The organism is Nocardioides sp. Z50_6 (genome assembly GCF_058215755.1).
In genome coordinates this window covers 276,363-291,506 of sequence record NZ_JBZAJB010000001.1, presented here as the reverse complement: position 1 = coordinate 291,506, position 15,144 = coordinate 276,363, and the positions used below count along the sequence as shown (strand labels likewise).

Annotated in this window: 19 protein-coding genes; 18 read left to right on the top strand and 1 reads right to left on the bottom strand. The window is 72.1% G+C overall.

Annotated features, from left to right (window positions below; all coding sequences use genetic code 11):
- The first annotated feature begins 196 nt into the window (after nt 1-196).
- The 12 genes from rpsP (at nt 197) to AC4BGE_RS01330 (ending at nt 9,475) form a co-directional block, all read left to right on the top strand.
- On the top strand, nt 197-721 hold the full coding sequence (gene rpsP, locus AC4BGE_RS01385) for a 30S ribosomal protein S16 (protein ID WP_490569867.1): 525 nt from the start codon (nt 197-199) through the stop codon (nt 719-721).
- A gap of 2 nt (nt 722-723) precedes the next feature.
- Complete coding sequence (locus AC4BGE_RS01380) at nt 724-966, top strand: RNA-binding protein (RefSeq protein ID WP_489966845.1); 243 nt, start codon at nt 724-726, stop codon at nt 964-966.
- 93 nt (nt 967-1,059) lie between these two features.
- The gene (gene rimM, locus AC4BGE_RS01375; protein WP_490574121.1) at nt 1,060-1,608 is read left to right on the top strand and encodes a ribosome maturation factor RimM; all 549 of its coding nucleotides are present in this window, start codon (nt 1,060-1,062) and stop codon (nt 1,606-1,608) included.
- Nucleotides 1,609-1,611: 3 nt separating this feature from the next.
- The gene (gene trmD / locus AC4BGE_RS01370) at nt 1,612-2,772 is read left to right on the top strand and encodes a tRNA (guanosine(37)-N1)-methyltransferase TrmD (RefSeq protein ID WP_490569869.1); all 1,161 of its coding nucleotides are present in this window, start codon (nt 1,612-1,614) and stop codon (nt 2,770-2,772) included.
- A 202-nt stretch (nt 2,773-2,974) separates the two neighbouring features.
- Nucleotides 2,975-3,325: a 50S ribosomal protein L19 gene (gene rplS, locus AC4BGE_RS01365; protein WP_490574120.1), complete on the top strand. Its 351-nt coding sequence runs from the start codon at nt 2,975-2,977 to the stop codon at nt 3,323-3,325.
- A 36-nt stretch (nt 3,326-3,361) separates the two neighbouring features.
- Nucleotides 3,362-4,153: a signal peptidase I gene (lepB, locus tag AC4BGE_RS01360; protein ID WP_490569871.1), complete on the top strand. Its 792-nt coding sequence runs from the start codon at nt 3,362-3,364 to the stop codon at nt 4,151-4,153.
- Nucleotides 4,150-4,926 (top strand): ribonuclease HII, encoded by a 777-nt coding sequence (locus tag AC4BGE_RS01355; RefSeq protein ID WP_490574119.1) that lies wholly within the window; start codon nt 4,150-4,152, stop codon nt 4,924-4,926. Before lepB ends, AC4BGE_RS01355 begins: the two co-directional genes overlap by 4 nt.
- Entirely contained in the window at nt 4,923-5,231 is a 309-nt protein-coding gene (locus AC4BGE_RS01350; RefSeq protein ID WP_490569873.1) for a DUF2469 domain-containing protein, read from the top strand. The genes AC4BGE_RS01355 and AC4BGE_RS01350 overlap by 4 nt, the downstream gene beginning before the upstream one ends.
- 119 nt (nt 5,232-5,350) lie before the next feature.
- Entirely contained in the window at nt 5,351-5,728 is a 378-nt protein-coding gene (locus AC4BGE_RS01345; protein ID WP_490569874.1) for a YraN family protein, read from the top strand.
- Entirely contained in the window at nt 5,728-7,308 is a 1,581-nt protein-coding gene (locus tag AC4BGE_RS01340) for a YifB family Mg chelatase-like AAA ATPase (RefSeq protein WP_490574118.1), read from the top strand. Before AC4BGE_RS01345 ends, AC4BGE_RS01340 begins: the two co-directional genes overlap by 1 nt.
- Nucleotides 7,305-8,501 carry a DNA-processing protein DprA gene (gene dprA, locus AC4BGE_RS01335; protein WP_490574117.1) on the top strand — a complete coding sequence of 399 codons (1,197 nt, stop codon included), beginning with the start codon at nt 7,305-7,307 and terminating at the stop codon, nt 8,499-8,501. Before AC4BGE_RS01340 ends, dprA begins: the two co-directional genes overlap by 4 nt.
- A gap of 35 nt (nt 8,502-8,536) precedes the next feature.
- Nucleotides 8,537-9,475 carry a tyrosine recombinase XerC gene (locus AC4BGE_RS01330; protein WP_490569891.1) on the top strand — a complete coding sequence of 313 codons (939 nt, stop codon included), beginning with the start codon at nt 8,537-8,539 and terminating at the stop codon, nt 9,473-9,475.
- A gap of 40 nt (nt 9,476-9,515) precedes the next feature.
- Here AC4BGE_RS01330 and AC4BGE_RS01325 read toward each other — a convergent pair whose 3' ends face one another.
- Nucleotides 9,516-10,094, bottom strand: coding sequence for a peptidoglycan DD-metalloendopeptidase family protein (locus AC4BGE_RS01325; protein WP_490574116.1), 579 nt, complete (start codon nt 10,092-10,094; stop codon nt 9,516-9,518).
- Between the two features lie 386 nt (nt 10,095-10,480).
- Here AC4BGE_RS01325 and rpsB point away from each other — a divergent pair, with 386 nt between their 5' ends.
- The 6 genes from rpsB (at nt 10,481) to AC4BGE_RS01295 (ending at nt 15,122) form a co-directional block, all read left to right on the top strand.
- Nucleotides 10,481-11,452, top strand: a complete 972-nt coding sequence (gene rpsB, locus AC4BGE_RS01320; RefSeq protein WP_490574115.1) for a 30S ribosomal protein S2 — start codon at nt 10,481-10,483, stop codon at nt 11,450-11,452.
- A gap of 48 nt (nt 11,453-11,500) precedes the next feature.
- Entirely contained in the window at nt 11,501-12,316 is an 816-nt protein-coding gene (tsf, locus tag AC4BGE_RS01315) for a translation elongation factor Ts (protein ID WP_490574114.1), read from the top strand.
- A 116-nt stretch (nt 12,317-12,432) separates the two neighbouring features.
- The gene (gene pyrH, locus AC4BGE_RS01310; protein WP_490569895.1) at nt 12,433-13,149 is read left to right on the top strand and encodes a UMP kinase; all 717 of its coding nucleotides are present in this window, start codon (nt 12,433-12,435) and stop codon (nt 13,147-13,149) included.
- 65 nt (nt 13,150-13,214) lie between these two features.
- Nucleotides 13,215-13,769 carry a ribosome recycling factor gene (gene frr / locus AC4BGE_RS01305; protein WP_490570216.1) on the top strand — a complete coding sequence of 185 codons (555 nt, stop codon included), beginning with the start codon at nt 13,215-13,217 and terminating at the stop codon, nt 13,767-13,769.
- Between the two features lie 10 nt (nt 13,770-13,779).
- Nucleotides 13,780-14,655: a phosphatidate cytidylyltransferase gene (locus AC4BGE_RS01300; protein WP_490569896.1), complete on the top strand. Its 876-nt coding sequence runs from the start codon at nt 13,780-13,782 to the stop codon at nt 14,653-14,655.
- 89 nt (nt 14,656-14,744) lie between these two features.
- Nucleotides 14,745-15,122, top strand: coding sequence for a hypothetical protein (locus AC4BGE_RS01295; RefSeq protein WP_490574113.1), 378 nt, complete (start codon nt 14,745-14,747; stop codon nt 15,120-15,122).
- The last annotated feature ends 22 nt before the right edge of the window (nt 15,123-15,144 follow it).

Genomic DNA, 15,144 nt, shown 5'->3' with positions numbered 1-15,144 from the left:
CGGCCGCCGCTCCGTGTCCGGGACCGCGGAGGCGATTGGTGGGACGAGGCTGACATCTGGCAGACTATTTCCTCGTGTCCTGTCCGTACGGACCCTCTCATCCGGACGAGTCAGTGCCCTCCGAGTGATCCGACCCGGTCCCCACCTGGTTGCGGCTCGCTCACCAACCTCAACTTCGCAAGGAGACACCACAAACGTGGCCGTCAAGATCCGTTTGAAGCGCCTGGGCAAGATCCGGGTGCCGCAGTACCGCATCGTCGTCGTCGACTCGCGCAAGAAGCGCGACGGGCGCGTCATCGAGGAGATCGGCAAGTACCACCCGAAGGAGGACCCGTCCTACATCGACGTCGTCTCCGACCGGGCGCAGTACTGGCTCGGCGTCGGCGCGCAGCCGACCGAGGCCGTCGAGGCCATCCTCAAGATCACCGGTGACTGGCAGAAGTTCAAGGGCCTCCCGGGCACCGAGGGCACCCTGCGGGTGGCCGAGCCCAAGCGGGACAAGCTCGAGATCTTCAACGAGGCCCTCAAGGACGCCGCCAGCGAGCCCAAGGCCGGTGCGGTGACCAAGAAGTCGTCGAAGAAGGACGACAAGAAGACCGAGGACAAGGTCGAGGAGAAGCCCGCCGCCGTGCCGGCCGACCAGACCCCCGAGGTCGCTGCCGAGGCCGCTGAGGCGGCCGAGGAGATCACCGCCGAGGACGCTGGCAAGAGCGAGGCCTGAGCATGCTGGCCGATGCCTTGGAGCACCTCGTCCGCGGGGTGGTGGACAACCCTGACGACGTCTCGGTCAGGGACAAGGAGCTGCGCCGCGGCTCGATCCTCGAGGTGCGGGTGCACCCCGACGACCTCGGCAAGGTCATCGGCCGCAACGGCCGCACGGCGACCGCCTTCCGCACCGTCATCTCGGCCCTCGCCGGCCGGGGCGGTGCGCGGATCGACTTCGTGGACGTCGACCGCAGGCGCTGAGCCGGGCTCTGAGCAGAACCACGTCGTGGGCGTCACCCGTCAGGGTGGCGCCCACGATGCGTCTGGCCGCACGTCGCCCTCTACCCTGAGCCCGTGGAGAGCATCGACGTGGTGGTGGGTCGGATCGGGAAGCCGCACGGTCTTCGGGGCGAGGTGACCGTCGACGTGCGCACCGACGAGCCGGAGCGTCGCTTCGAGATCGGCACCAGGCTCCGGGTCGAGCCCCCGAAGGGCTCCGCGAGCCAGCTGCGCGAGCTGACGGTCACGTCCGCCCGCTGGCACCAGGGGGTGCTGCTGCTCGGCTTCGCCGAGGTGGCCGACCGCAACGCGGCCGAGGCCGCCCGCGGGATCGTGATGCACGCCGACATCCCCCTCGACGCCACGCCGGAGGACCCGGAGGAGTTCTACGAGCACCAGCTGGTCGGGCTGGAGGTGGTCGACCAGCAGGGGCGGGCGATCGGCACCGTGCGCGGGCTGGTCCCCGGCGCCGCCCAGGACCTGCTCCAGGTCACGGCCACCGACGGCCGGGAGACGCTGGTGCCCTTCGTTGCGGCGCTGGTCCCGCAGGTCGACCTCGCCGCCGGGCGGCTGGTCGTCGCGGACCGGCCCGGACTGGTGAGCCCCTTCCCCGACGAGGACTGAGTCGTGCGGATCGACATCGTCTCCATCTTCCCCGACTACCTGCGGCCCCTGGAGCTGAGCCTGCCGGGCAAGGCCCGGGACGCCGGCCTGCTGCAGGTCGAGGTCCACGACCTGCGGGCATGGACCCGGGACCGGCACCGGACCGTCGACGACACCCCCTACGGCGGGGGCGCGGGGATGGTGATGAAGCCCGAGCCCTGGGGTGAGGCCCTGGACCAGCTGGTCGGGGCCGGTGCGCGCAGCACCGTGGTCTTCACCACCCCCAGCGGGACGCCGTTCACCCAGGACGTCGCGCGTGAGCTGGCGACCCACGAGCACCTGGTCTTCGCCTGCGGCCGCTACGAGGGGATCGACCAGCGGGTGATCGACCATGCCGGTGAGGTGGCGCAGGTGCGGGAGATCTCGCTCGGCGACTACGTCCTCAACGGCGGCGAGGTCGCGGCGCTGGCGATCACCGAGGCCGTGGTCCGGCTGCTGCCGGGCTTCATGGGCAACCCCGAGTCCCTCACCGAGGAGTCCCACGAGGGCGGCCTGCTGGAGTACCCGGTCTACACCAAGCCGCAGTCCTGGCGCGGCCACGAGGTCCCGCCGGTGCTCCTCTCGGGCAACCACGCGGCGATCTCGGCCTGGCGGCGGAGCGAGGCGCTGCGCCGTACCGCCGAGCGGCGGCCCGACCTGCTGCACGCCAGCACCCTGGTCGACGGCGTCGAGGTGGTGGCCGCCCGCCGCAGCGACGCGGGCGAGATCCTGACCCTGCAGCTGGCCTGCTGGGTGCAGGAGGCGTTCGCCAACGACGACCTCGACCTCCCCCCGCTGCGCGAGGGGCTGGAGGACGTGGAGGAGTCGCTTCGCTCCTGGGACACCTACGTCGTCCGCTCCGCCGGCCGGCTGGTGGGCTCGGTCCGCGGCCGGCTGGTCGGGAACGAGTGGGAGATCGGGCGCCTGATGGTCGCTCCCGACCTGCAGGGCCGTGGGCTGGGACGGGTGCTGCTGGAGCACGTCCAGCGGGTCGCGCCGGACGCGGCCACCTCGATGTGCCTGCGCACCGGCACCGGCAGCCTGGACAACCTGCGGATGTACCGCAAGGCGGGCTTCCGGGTCGCCGCGACGGGCGAGGGCCGGTCCGGCCCGGTGGTGCTCACCAAGCGGATTTCTCGGCGCTGACGGCCCTGTGGCAGACTTGGCCGCTGGCCAGTCGGTCGAAGGGTGGCCCCGAGGAGTTCACGCGGGGGACCTGTGCCGGGCCCCTGCCACAGGGGGAGCCCGACACCGCCGACCATCTGCCACCCGCCGGGTGGCCCGCTGGCCCGACACCTCCCGTCCCACCACACACCGCGGCTGACCTGTGGCACCCGCGAGGAGCGACATGACCAACCTCATCGCCGACATCGGCAACGCCATCAAGCGCGACGACGTCCCCGCCTTCCGGGCCGGTGACACCATCAAGGTCCACGTCAAGGTCACCGAGGGCAACCGCTCGCGTGTCCAGGTCTTCCAGGGTGTCGTGATCCGCATCCACGGCTCGGGCGTCGGCCGCACCTTCACCGTCCGCAAGGTCTCCTTCGGCGTCGGTGTGGAGCGGACCTTCCCGCTCAACTCCCCGATCTTCGAGAAGATCGAGGTCGTGACCCGCGGTGACGTGCGCCGCGCCAAGCTCTACTACCTGCGCAACCTGCGGGGCAAGAAGGCCAAGATCAAGGAGCGCCGCGAGGCCTGAGCATCGCGGCCACCGAGCACTGGTTAGTCTCTGGTCGTGACTCACGAAGACCGCGATCCCATCTCTCCCGACGACGACGGGGAGGTGGGATCGCGGTCTTCTGCGTCCCGGTCGGCGCGCAAGCACATGCCGCTGTGGCAGGAGACCGCGCTCCTGCTCGGCGTCGCGCTCGTGCTGGCGATCGTGGTCAAGACCTTCTTCGTCCAGGCGTTCTACATCCCGTCGGAGTCGATGGAGCCCGGCCTGGTGGAGAACGACCGGATCCTGGTGCAGAAGGTCTCCTACTGGGGCGACGGCGAGCCGCAGCGCGGCGACGTGGTGGTCTTCAAGGACCCGGGCGGCTGGCTGAGCGGCAGCATGGTGGAGGGCCCCGACAACCCGCTGGTGAAGGCGATGACCAAGATCGGGCTTTACCCCTCCGGCGGGCACCTGGTCAAGCGCGTGATCGGCGTGGCCGGCGACGTGATCGAGTGCTGCGACGAGGAGGGCCGGATCACCGTCAACGGCGAGCCGCTCGTCGAGGACGACTACGTCAAGGACGACCCGGGCACGCAGTGCAACGGCCCGATGATCGGCTCGTGCGACTGGAAGGCCGGCCCGGTCCCCGAGGGCCACATCTTCGTGATGGGCGACAACCGCGGCCACAGCGCCGACTCCACCTCCAAGATGTGCCTGCCCGCGGAGACCGACTGCGTCCCGGGTCGGGAGTTCGTCGACGTCGACCAGGTCGTCGGCAAGGTCTTCCTGGTGCTCTGGCCCACCGACAACTTCCGCTGGGTGAAGCGTCCCGAGACCTTCGACGACGTGGCGGCGGCCGGTTCCGGATGAGCCGCTCCACCGCGCACACCGCCGGCCGTTCCGCGGGCCTGCCCCGCGGGGTCACGGTGCGGCGGGACGCCGGGCTCTACGGCTACGAGCGCGCGCTGGGCCGGGTCGGCCTGGCGCCGGTGGCCGGGGTCGATGAGGCCGGTCGCGGTGCCTGCGCCGGCCCCCTCGTCGCGGCCGCCTGCATCCTGCCCGAGGGCCGGCGCGGCGTGGTGCCGGGGCTCGCCGACTCCAAGCTCCTCACCGAGCGCGCCCGGGAGAGGTGCTACGCCGAGATCGTCGAGCGGGCGCTCTCCTGGTCGGTGGTGGTCGTCGACAACGAGGAGTGCGACCGGCTCGGCATGCACGTGGCGAACGTCGAGGCGCTGCGCCGGGCCGTCGCGCTCCTGGACCGCCGCCCGGCCTACGTGCTCACCGACGGGTTCCCCGTCGACGGCCTCGAGGTCCCCGGCCTGGCGGTGTGGAAGGGCGACCGGGTCGCGGCCTGCATCGCGGCTGCCTCGGTGCTGGCCAAGGTGAGCCGCGACCGCCTGATGCTCGAGCTCGACCGCGACTGGCCGCAGTACGACTTCAAGACGCACAAGGGCTACATCACCCAGGTGCACAGCGAGGCGCTGACCGAGCACGGCCCGTGTCCCGCCCATCGGCGGCGGTTCGTCAACGTCCGGCGGGCGGCCGGCCTCGAAGGTCCCGGCGAACCGCCGCCGCAATCGCCCTGCGACCCACCCCCGGCGGCTAGTGTCGAGGTCCGTCCCCACCCCCAGGAGAGTCGATGAGCGCCGAGGATCTCGAGAAGTACGAGACCGAGATGGAGCTCACCCTCTATCGGGAGTACCGCGACGTGGTCTCGATCTTCAAGTACGTCGTGGAGACCGACCGCCGCTTCTACCTGTGCAACCAGGTCGACGTGAAGGCGCGGACCGAGAACGGCGACGTCTTCTTCGAGCTGTCGATGAGCGACGCCTGGGTGTGGGACATGTACCGTCCGGCCCGCTTCGCCAAGAACGTCAAGGTGCTCACCTTCAAGGACGTCAACGTCGAGGAGCTGAGCCACCAGGAGATGGACCTGCCCAAGGCCTGACCGACACGGCCCCCTGGACGTCCACAGGTCGCGGGCACCGAGGGTCCTGCACAGCCCCGGGGCGCTCCCCGGCGGACGGGGCGAGGGGCGCGGCACGCTGCCTGCATGGAGACGACGACATGACGGCCATCGGGGCCGGTCCAGGACGCAACCGGGCACTGGGCGCCTACGGCGAGGAGGTGGCCGCCCGCCACCTCGTGGAGGCCGGGATGGTGGTCCTCGACCGCAACTGGCACGGCGAGGCCGGCGAGATCGACCTCGTGCTCCGGGACGGCCGCACGCTGGTGGTGTGCGAGGTCAAGACGAGGTCGAGCGACGCCTTCGGCACGCCCCACGAGGCGGTCACCGAGGCCAAGCTGAGCCGGCTGCGGCGCCTCGCCGGCCAGTGGGTGCACGCCCACCAGGTGCATCCCGACGACATCCGGATCGACATCGTGGCCGTGATGCGCCCGCGGCGCGGCTCGGCCACCGTCGACCACGTGCGCGGGGTCGGCTGATGGTGGCCACCGCGCACACCTTCGTGCTCGAGGGAGCGGTCGGCCACCTGATCGAGGTACAGGTCGACATCTCGCCGGGCGTGGTCGGTGCCACCATCGTGGGCCGCCCGGACGCCTCCCTGCTGGAGGCGCGCGACCGGGTGCGGATGGCGATCACCCACGACGCCCCCAGGTGGCCGGCCACCCGACGGGTGACCATCCTCCTGGCCCCCGCCGACCTGCCCAAGCGGGGCACCCACTTCGATCTCGCGATCGCCCTCGGGATCAAGGCGGCCGACGGGGACGTGCCCCGGGAGGCCCTGCGGGACACGGTCTTCATCGGCGAGCTGGGTCTTGACGGACGGCTCCGCCCGGTGGCCGGCGTCCTGCCCATGGTGATGGCGGCGGCCCGGCGAGGCTTCCGCCGGGTCTTCGTGCCCGAGCCGCAGGCCCGGGAGGCGGCGATGGTCCCGGACATGGAGGTCTTCGGGGTCCGCTCCCTGGGACAGGTGGTGGCCCAGCTGCGCGGCGACCTCGTGCCGACGGCGGAGCCGGTCACGGACCCGTCGGGCAGCCAGCTCCTGAGCTGGCGGGGCGAGGACCGCGCCGACGACCTCGACCTGGCGGACCTCGTCGGCATGGAGGACGCGAAGTTCTCGGTGGAGGTGGCGGCCGCGGGCGGGCACCACCTGCTCCTGTCCGGGCCCAAGGGCGCCGGCAAGACGAGCCTGGCCGAGCGGATCCCTGGCATCCTCCCCGACCTCACCCGGGAGGAGGCGCTCGAGGTCACCGCGGTGCGCTCGCTCTCCGGCCCGCTGCGAGCGGTGCCGGAGCTCCTCGTCAGACCCCCGTTCCACGCACCGCACCACGACTCCTCCAAGGCCAGCATCCTGGGCGGGGGCAGCGGCCGGGTCCGGCCCGGCGAGCTGAGCCGCGCCCACTGCGGGGTCCTCTTCCTCGACGAGTTCCCGCTCTTCCGGGCCGACGTCATCGACGCCCTGCGCCAGCCGTTGGAGAGCGGCGAGATCAGGGTGGTGCGTGGTGAGGAGGCCGCGGTCTTCCCGGCGCGGGGCATGGTCGTGCTGGCTGCGAACCCGTGTCCCTGCGGGGAGTACCACCCCACGGCCGGGCAGAACCGGTGCGAGTGCCAGGAGGTCGCCCGCCGGGAGTACCGGCGCAAGGTGTCTGGCCCGATCACCGACCGGATCGACATCTCGCGCCACGTGCCTCCGGTGCGCACCGGCGCGGGCGACCACCTGGAGGCCCCGGAGAGCTCCGCGCTCGTCCGCAGCCGGGTGGCGGCGGCCCGCGCGCGTCAGGCCGAGCGCTACGCCGGGCGGGGCTGGCGGCTCAACGGTCAGGTCCCCGGGCACGTCCTGCGCGCGGAGTGGCCCCTGCCGCCGGGAGGCCAGCGCCTGCTCGACGACGCGCTGCTCGCCGCGAGGCTCACCCGGCGCGGCGCCACCCGGGTGCACCGGATGGCCTGGACGGTGGCCGACCTGCGGGGCAGGCCCGCCCCGGGCGACGACGACGTCGACACCGCCCTGCGCCTGCGGACGGGCGAGCCGCTCAAGGCCGCCAGCATGGCGGCGCCGCGGTGAGCGCCACGGAGGAGGAGCGGCTCGCCCGGGTGGCTCTGAGCAGGCTGGGGGAGCCCGGGGATCCGCGGCTCGCGGGCCTGGTCAGCGAGCTGGGCGCCGCGCGGGTCAGGGACCTTCTCCTGTCGCAGCCGTCGGTGCCCGGCCCGGGAGCACGTGCGGGTGCCACCGGGAGAGCCACCGGGAGCGGCACTGGGAGCGCCGCCGTGGGCGTCGACGTGGCCGCCCGGCTGGCTTCGCTGGACCCGGAGGCCGAGCTGGAGCGGGCGGCGCGGGGCGGGCTGCGCTTCGTGGTGCCGGGCGACGAGGAGTGGCCCACCGGCCTCGACGGCCTGGCCGCCGCCGGGACCGTCCACGAGCGTGGCGGGGTGCCCCTGGGTCTGTGGGTGCGGGGCCGGGCCCGGCTCGACGCGCTGGGCGAGGGCGTCGCCGTCGTCGGGTCCCGCAGCTCGACCGGGTACGGCGAGCTGGCGGCCAGGGAGCTCTGCGCGATGACCGCCCGCGCGGGCTTCTGCGTGGTCTCCGGGGCCGCGTTCGGGATCGACCAGGCCGCGCACCGGGGGGCCCTCTCGGTGCGCGGCGCGACCATCGCGGTGCTGGCCTGCGGTGCGGACCGCGCCTACCCGGCGGCGCACCGCGAGCTGATCGACCACATCGCCGAGGTCGGTGCCGTCGTCTCCGAGACCCCACCCGGATGCTCGCCGATGCGCACCCGCTTCCTGGCCCGGAACCGGATCATCGCGGCCCTGGCCCGCGGGACGGTCGTGGTGGAGGCGGCGATCCGGAGCGGGGCGCTGAGCACCGCGACCTGGACCGAGCGGCTCAACCGCCCGCTGATGGGGGTGCCGGGTCCGGTCACCGCAGCCGAGTCGCAGGGAGTGCACGAGCGGATCAGGTCCGGCGCGGCCGTGCTGGTCACCGGTGGACACGACGTCCTGGAGCTCCTGGGCAGGCCGGGGGAGCACCTGGTCGAGACGCCGCGTGCGTCACCCCGCCCCCGGGACCTGCTGACCGGCCGGCACCGCCAGGTGCTGGACGCCGTCCCGGTCGCCCGCCCGGCCGGGACCGACTCGATCGCCCGCACGGCGGGGATCGGGGTGCGGGAGGTCTATCGCGCGCTGATGACGCTCGAGGAGAAAGGGCTGGTGCACCGGGCCCCGGAGGGATGGCGCCTCGGTGGGCTCGCGCGAGCCTGACGCACCGGACGGCGGCCGGCTCCTAGGATCGGAGCATGACGGAGCAGGTCGAGGACCCCGACCTGCCGGAGGGCTGGGCGCGGACGCTGGCCGACTACGAGCGGCACCTGGTCTCCGAGCGCGACCTCTCGGCCCACACGGTCAGGGCCTACCTCCGCGACATCGCCGGGATGCTCGAGCACGCCCGGCGCCTAGGCCTCCAGGAGCTGGACGAGATCGACCTGAGGGTCCTGCGCAGCTGGTTGGCCAAGCAGCAGACGACGGGCATGGCGCGGCGGACCGTGGCCCGGCGCGCCAGCGCCGTGCGGGTCTTCACCGCCTGGCTCTCCCGCACCGGACGGACCGGCGCGGACGCCGGGGCGTCGCTGCTGTCCCCGAAGCTCGACCGCAGCCTGCCCTCCGTGCTCCGGGCGGACGAGGCCGCCGACCTGATGACGGTCGCCGCCCGCCGCGCCGAGGACCTGGACCCCCTCGGGCTGCGCGACGCGGCGATCCTCGAGGTGCTCTACGCCACCGGCATCCGGGTGGGTGAGCTGGTGGGCCTCGACGTGGACGACCTGGATGCCGACCGCCGCGTGCTGCGGGTGCTGGGGAAGGGCCGCAAGGAGCGGGTCGTCCCCTACGGGCAGCCCGCGGCCGAGGCGCTCCGACGTTGGCTCGCCCAGGGACGGCCCGCCCTGGTGGGGCCAGGGTCCGGCCCCGCGCTCTTCCTCGGCGCACGAGGAGGGCGCATCGACCCGCGGCGGGTGCGCACGACCGTCCACGCCCACCTGCGGGGCGTGCCCGGGGCCCCGGACATGGGTCCGCACGGCCTGCGGCACACCGCGGCCACCCACCTGCTGGAGGGGGGAGCCGATCTGCGCTCGGTCCAGGAGCTCCTGGGTCACGCGTCGCTGTCGACCACCCAGCTCTACACGCACGTCACCACCGACCGGCTCAGGCAGGCCTACCGCCAGGCCCACCCGCGGGCCTGAGGGCACGCGGGACCGAAGGCCTGAAGGCACCCGGGCGGGGCTACCGCGTCGCCCGCAGGTCCGTGAGGGGGAGCAGGCGGACGCCCGCCGAGGCACCCACCAGGGAGAGCGGGTCGAGGTAGTCCGCGCCCCGCCGCAGGCCCCAGTGCAGGCAGGCGGCCGGGTAGCAGTGGGAGAAGGGGAGCGTCAGCAACCCGATCCGCTCCCCGCTCGCGACCTGGTCGCCTACCCGGACCAGGGGGACCACCGGCTCGTAGGTCGTCCGGGTGGGGCCGTGGGCGACCACCACGACGGGCTTCCCCGCGACCCGGCCGGCGAAGGTGATCCGGCCCGGCAGTGCGGAGACGACCGACTGCCCCGGCCCTCCGGCCAGGTCGACGCCGCGGTGGCCGGACTCCCAGGGGTGGTCGGGTGGGTCGAAGCGCTGGTGCACCGCGGGCGCGGGGTCGAGCGGCCAGCTGCCCGGGGGCGGTTCCTGCCCGCCGCCGTCCGGGGCGGAGGGGGCCGACGGGCCGAGCGGGGCCGGCGGGGCCGCCGGATCCACCGGGGCCAGTGAGGCGAGTGGCGCGAGCAGGAGACCCAGGGCGGCGGCGCCGAGGGCGGTGGGCGTCAGGGTCATGGGCCGATCCTGCGCCGCCGTGGCGCTCCGGGGTGCCGGTAGTGGAACGGGCTGGGGAAGGAGGGGCCGGCTGCCTGCCCTGTGGAGGGCCAGCGGCTGCGATTGGCCCGGGACCGTCCAGGTGAACTAGTCTGGTCACAGCAGCCCGCATGGGCTGACTTCGCACGCTCGCAGACCGCGACGGGGTCGTCTTCTTCTGAGGCCCCTCCGCCCGCGGGCGCCGATCCTCGGTCCCACCCCGCGAGGGATGGGTCGGATCGCGCGTGAGCGTCAGGGCCACCGGCACCCGTCGGCGGCAGTGAACTGAAAACCATACGCAGGGCCCAGCAGCGCCGCCGCCAGGCAGGTGCGGCGACCGGGTGCCTGCACCGACACAGGAGAACACCATGGCAGTCGTGACCATGCGCCAGCTGCTCGAGAGCGGCGTCCACTTCGGGCACCAGACCCGTCGCTGGAACCCCAAGATGAAGCGCTTCATCATGACCGAGCGCAACGGCATCTACATCATCGACCTGCAGCAGTCGCTGGCCTACATCGACCGCTCCTACGCCTTCATCAAGGAGACGGTGGCCAAGGGCGGCACGATCATGTTCGTGGGCACCAAGAAGCAGGCCCAGGAGGCGATCGCCGAGCAGGCGACCCGCGTCGGCATGCCCTACGTCAACCAGCGCTGGCTCGGCGGGATGCTCACCAACTTCCAGACCGTGCACCAGCGGATCAACCGCCTCAAGGAGCTCGACGAGATCGACTTCGACGACGTGGCGGGCAGCAGCCGCACCAAGAAGGAGCTGCTGCAGATGCGCCGCGAGCGCGACAAGCTCAACAAGTCGCTCGGTGGCATCCGCGAGATGACCCGCACCCCCTCCGCGGTGTGGATCGTCGACACCAACAAGGAGCACCTGGCCGTCGAGGAGGCGCGCAAGCTGCGCATCCCGATCGTCGGCATCCTCGACTCCAACTGCGACCCCGACGTCGTCGACTTCCCGATCCCGGGCAACGACGACGCGATCCGCGCCGTGGGCCTGCTGACCCGCGTGGTCGCCGACGCCGTGGCCGAGGGCCTCATCGCCCGCTCCGGCGCCAAGACCGGGGCCGGCTCCGGCGAGACCGTCGCCGCGGGCGAGCCGCTGGCCGAGTGGGAGCGCGAGCTGCTCTCCGGTGAGGCCGACAAGGCCGCCGTGGAGGCGACCGGTGGCGACTCCTCGACCGACGACACCCCGGCCTCCGAGTCGACCGGTGCCGCCGTCGAGGCCACCGAGGCCACCGCCGCCGAGGCCACCGAGGCCCCCGCCACCGAGGCCACCGAGGCTCCGGCTGCCGAGGCCACCGAGGCGGCTGCGCCCGCCGAGCAGGCCTGACCCTCTCGCTCCCGCAGCGAGACCAACCGAACTCGAGGAAGAAGGAACATGGCTAACTTCTCCGCAGCCGACGTCAAGAAGCTCCGTGAGCTCACCTCCGCCGGCATGATGGACTGCAAGAAGGCGCTCACCGAGACCGACGGTGACTTCGAAAAGGCCGTCGAGCTGCTCCGCGTCAAGGGTGCCGCCAAGGCGGCCAACCGGGCCGCCGAGCGCGAGACCTCGGCCGGCCTGGTCGCCCACTCGGGCGGCTCGCTGCTCGAGCTGAAGTCCGAGACCGACTTCGTCGCCAAGAACGACGACTTCGTCGCCACCGCCCAGAAGATCGCCGACGCCGCCGACGCGGCCAAGGCGAGCGACCCCGAGGCCCTCAAGGCCGTGTCGCTGGGCGACAAGACGGTCGGCGAGGTGGTCGAGGGTCTGGCCATCACCATCGGCGAGAAGATCGAGCTCGGTCAGGTCGCCCACTTCGACGGCAAGGTGGTGGCCTACATGCACAAGCGCGCCGCCGACCTGCCGCCGGCCGTGGGGGTCCTGGTCGAGTACGCCGGTGACGACGAGGCCGCCGCGCGCGGCGCCGCGATGCAGATCGCGGCCATGCGCCCGCAGTACCTGACCCGCGAGGACGTCCCCGCCGACATCGTGGCCAAGGAGCGCGAGATCGCCGAGGCGACCTCGCGTGAGGAGGGCAAGCCCGAGCAGGCGATCGCCAAGATCACCGAGGGCCGGCTCAACGGCTTCTTCAAGGACGTCGTCCTCCTGGAGCAGCCCTCGGTCACCGAGAACAAGAAGACCGTCAAGGCGGTCCTCGACGCCGCCGGCGTGACGATCACCCGCTTCGCGCGGTTCGAGGTCGGCGCCTGACCCGATAGGGTTTCGGCTAGCAGCAACGACGAGGAGGCCGGTTCGGTGGATCGACACATGACCATCGGACCGGCCTTCGCGTGTCCCCGCATCACCTCCCGCCGAAAGGATCTCGCGTGACGGCGTACTCCCGTGTCCTGCTCAAGCTTTCCGGAGAGGTCTTCGGAGGCGGACGCATCGGGGTCGACCCGGACGTCGTCTCGAAGGTCGCCCGCCAGATCGCCGCCGTGGTCCGCTCCGGCGTCGGGGTCAGCATCGTGGTCGGCGGGGGCAACTTCTTCCGCGGTGCCGAGATGCAGCAGCGCGGGATGGACCGGGCCCGGGCCGACTACATGGGGATGCTCGGCACGGTGATGAACTGCCTGGCCCTCCAGGACTTCCTGGAGAAGGAGGGCATCGAGACCCGCGTGCAGACCGCGATCACCATGGGCCAGGTCGCGGAGCCCTACATCCCGCGGCGCGCCATCCGCCACCTGGAGAAGGGCCGCGTGGTCATCTTCGGGGCCGGTGCCGGGATGCCGTTCTTCTCCACCGACACCGTCGCCGCCCAGCGGGCGCTGGAGACGCGCTGCGAGGTCGTGCTGATGGCCAAGCAGGGAGTGGACGGGGTCTACACCGCCGACCCCCGCACCGACCCCACGGCCACCAAGCTCGACACCCTGACCTTCTCCGACGCACTCCAGCAGGGCCTCAAGGTGGCCGACGCCACGGCGTTCGCGCTCTGCATGGAGAACAACATGCCCCTCATCGTCTTCGGGATGGAGGACGAGGGAGCCATCCTGCGCATCGTGCAGGGTGAGAAGATCGGCACCCTGGTCAGCCAGGACGGCTGACGGCCCCGCGACCACCACCGGGACGCCAGTCCCACCGTTCCACCGAGAGTAGGTATCCAGACGTGATCAGCGACATCCTCCGCGAGGCGGAGCAGAAGATGGACAAGTCGGTCGAGTCGACCCGCGAGGAGTTCGCGACGATTCGGGCCGGGCGCGCCAACCCGAGCATGTTCAACAAGATCGTCGTGGACTACTACGGGTCGCCCACCCCGCTCCAGAGCCTGGCGACCTTCACCTCCCAGGACGCCCGGGTCATCCTGATCGCGCCCTTCGACCAGAGCGCCATGGACGCGATCGAGAGGGCGGTGCGCGACTCCGACCTCGGGGTCAACCCCTCCAACGACGGCCGGGTGCTGCGCTGTGCCTTCCCGGAGCTGACCGAGGAGCGCCGCAAGGAGTACATCAAGCTCGCCAAGGGCAAGGCCGAGGACGGACGCGTGTCGGTGCGCAACGTCCGCCGGACCGCCAAGCAGGCCCTGGAGAAGCTCGAGAAGGACGGCGAGGTCGGCAAGGACGACGTCGCCGGGGCCGAGAAGCGCCTCGACGCCGTGACCAAGACCCACACCGACCACATCGACGAGATGCTGAAGAAGAAGGAGTCCGAGCTGCTCGAGGTCTGAGCGCCCTCCCATGAACACCACCACGACGTCGGCGGAACAGCCGAAGAAGGACCACGGCCGGGCCGGGCGGAACCTCCCGGCGGCCGTGGCGTCCGCTGTCGTCCTGCTCTCCCTCGTGGCGGGCACGCTCTACTTCTGGAAGACCGCCTTCATGCTGCTGGTGGCGGTCGCCGTGGTGGTCGGCGTCTGGGAGCTGCGTCGCGGCTTCCTGGCCAAGGAGATCGACCTGCCCGAGCAGCCCCTGATGCTCGGGGGCGTGGTGATGGTGCTGGTCGCCTACTTCTGGGGTGCGCCGGCCCTGGTGACAGCCACCGCGGTCTCGGCCCTGGTGATCATGTTGTGGTTGCTGCGCCGCGGGGTCGATGGCTACGTGCGCAACGCGACCGCCTCGGTCTTCGTGCTGGTCTACCTGCCCTTCCTGGCCTCCTTCGTGGGGCTGATGCTCTCCGAGGGCGGCACGGTCGACTTCTCCCGCTGGGACGACGGGGTGAAGGGCATCGTCGTGTTCATCCTGGTGACGGTGGCCTCCGACACCGGGGGCTACGCCGCCGGCGTGCTGTTCGGGAAGCACCCGATGGCACCGGTCATCTCGCCCAAGAAGTCGTGGGAGGGGTTCGCCGGCTCGGCGCTCGCCTGCGTCGCCGCCGGCTGGTTCCTGGTCACCTACCTCCTGGAGGGCGACTGGTGGGTCGGGGTGGTGCTCGGGCTCATCACGGTCGTGATGGCGACCCTGGGCGACCTGGTCGAGTCGGTGATCAAGCGCGACCTCGGGATCAAGGACATGTCCCAGGTGATCCCGGGCCACGGCGGGCTGATGGACCGGCTCGACTCGCTGCTGGCCACGATCGCCCCGACCTGGCTGCTGCTCCACTACCTGGTCTTCTGAGCCGTCGCGCGGCGCCGTGCGGGCGCCGTGCACGGGTCTCCGGCTTGTCGCGCCCACTCGCGGCGCCCCGACACCTAGGATGGGCGACCATGACCACAGAGCAGGCCCACCAGCACCCCGGGGAGCAGACGGGTCCGCACCCGACGCGAGCGGGCTCGCCGCTCGAGTGGTGGCACCGCAGCCACCCCACGTTCGCAGCGATCACCGGCTTCTTCACCGGGATGCTCTTCGTGACGGCCGTGCCCGGCGGGTTCGCCGCGGCGCTGCGTCTCGTCTTTCCCTACGAGACGGCGGAGAAGTACTTCCCGCTCGTCCTCCTCTCCCTGCTGGTCCCCGCCGGACTTCTGGTGCGGCGCCGGACCCGCCGGTTCGCCCAGTTCATGTTCGTGGGCATGGTGCTGACCGCGCTGGTCGTCCTGGGCGTGGCCTCCCTGGTCCTCTACTTCATGGTGCAAGCCGACTCCTGATTGGGGGAGGGGCGGTCGGAGT